Source organism: Mesorhizobium sp. M6A.T.Cr.TU.017.01.1.1 (assembly GCF_004023115.1).
GTDB classification, from domain to species: Bacteria; Pseudomonadota; Alphaproteobacteria; order Rhizobiales; family Rhizobiaceae; genus Mesorhizobium; species Mesorhizobium mediterraneum.
Genome location: NZ_RZTA01000322.1, coordinates 1 through 382, shown reverse-complemented (window position 1 = coordinate 382; position 382 = coordinate 1). Strand labels below are relative to the sequence as shown.

Genomic DNA, 382 nt, shown 5'->3' with positions numbered 1-382 from the left:
GTCGAGGAGATAGAAGCCGGTGATCGGCGTAAAAGTGTATTCGTAGACGACGTCGAGCCGCGCCGGGAAGGCAACCCATTGCAGCTTGGCGTAAAACAGCACCAGCCCCAGCAGCCCCAGCCAGAAGATCGGCACGGAATAGCCGATCAGGCCGATGACGCGCACGATCTGGTCGATGAGGCTGCCGCGCTTGACCGCCGCCAGCACGCCGAGCGGCACGCCGAACAGCGCGCCGATCAGCGTTCCGAGCGTCGCAAGTTCCGTGGTTGCCGGAAGCGCCCGGCGAATGTCGGTCATGACCGGATTGGTGGTCAGCACGGAGACGCCGAAATTGCCGTTCAGCGCATTCTTCACATAGATGTAGAACTGCTCGATCAGCGGC

1 protein-coding gene is annotated in these 382 nt (G+C 62.3%); it reads right to left on the bottom strand.

Features of this window, described 5'->3' with window-relative positions; translation table 11 throughout:
* Positions 1 to 382: ABC transporter permease (locus EOB36_RS34195; RefSeq protein WP_164897739.1), on the bottom strand; the 382-nt coding region annotated here is incomplete at both ends.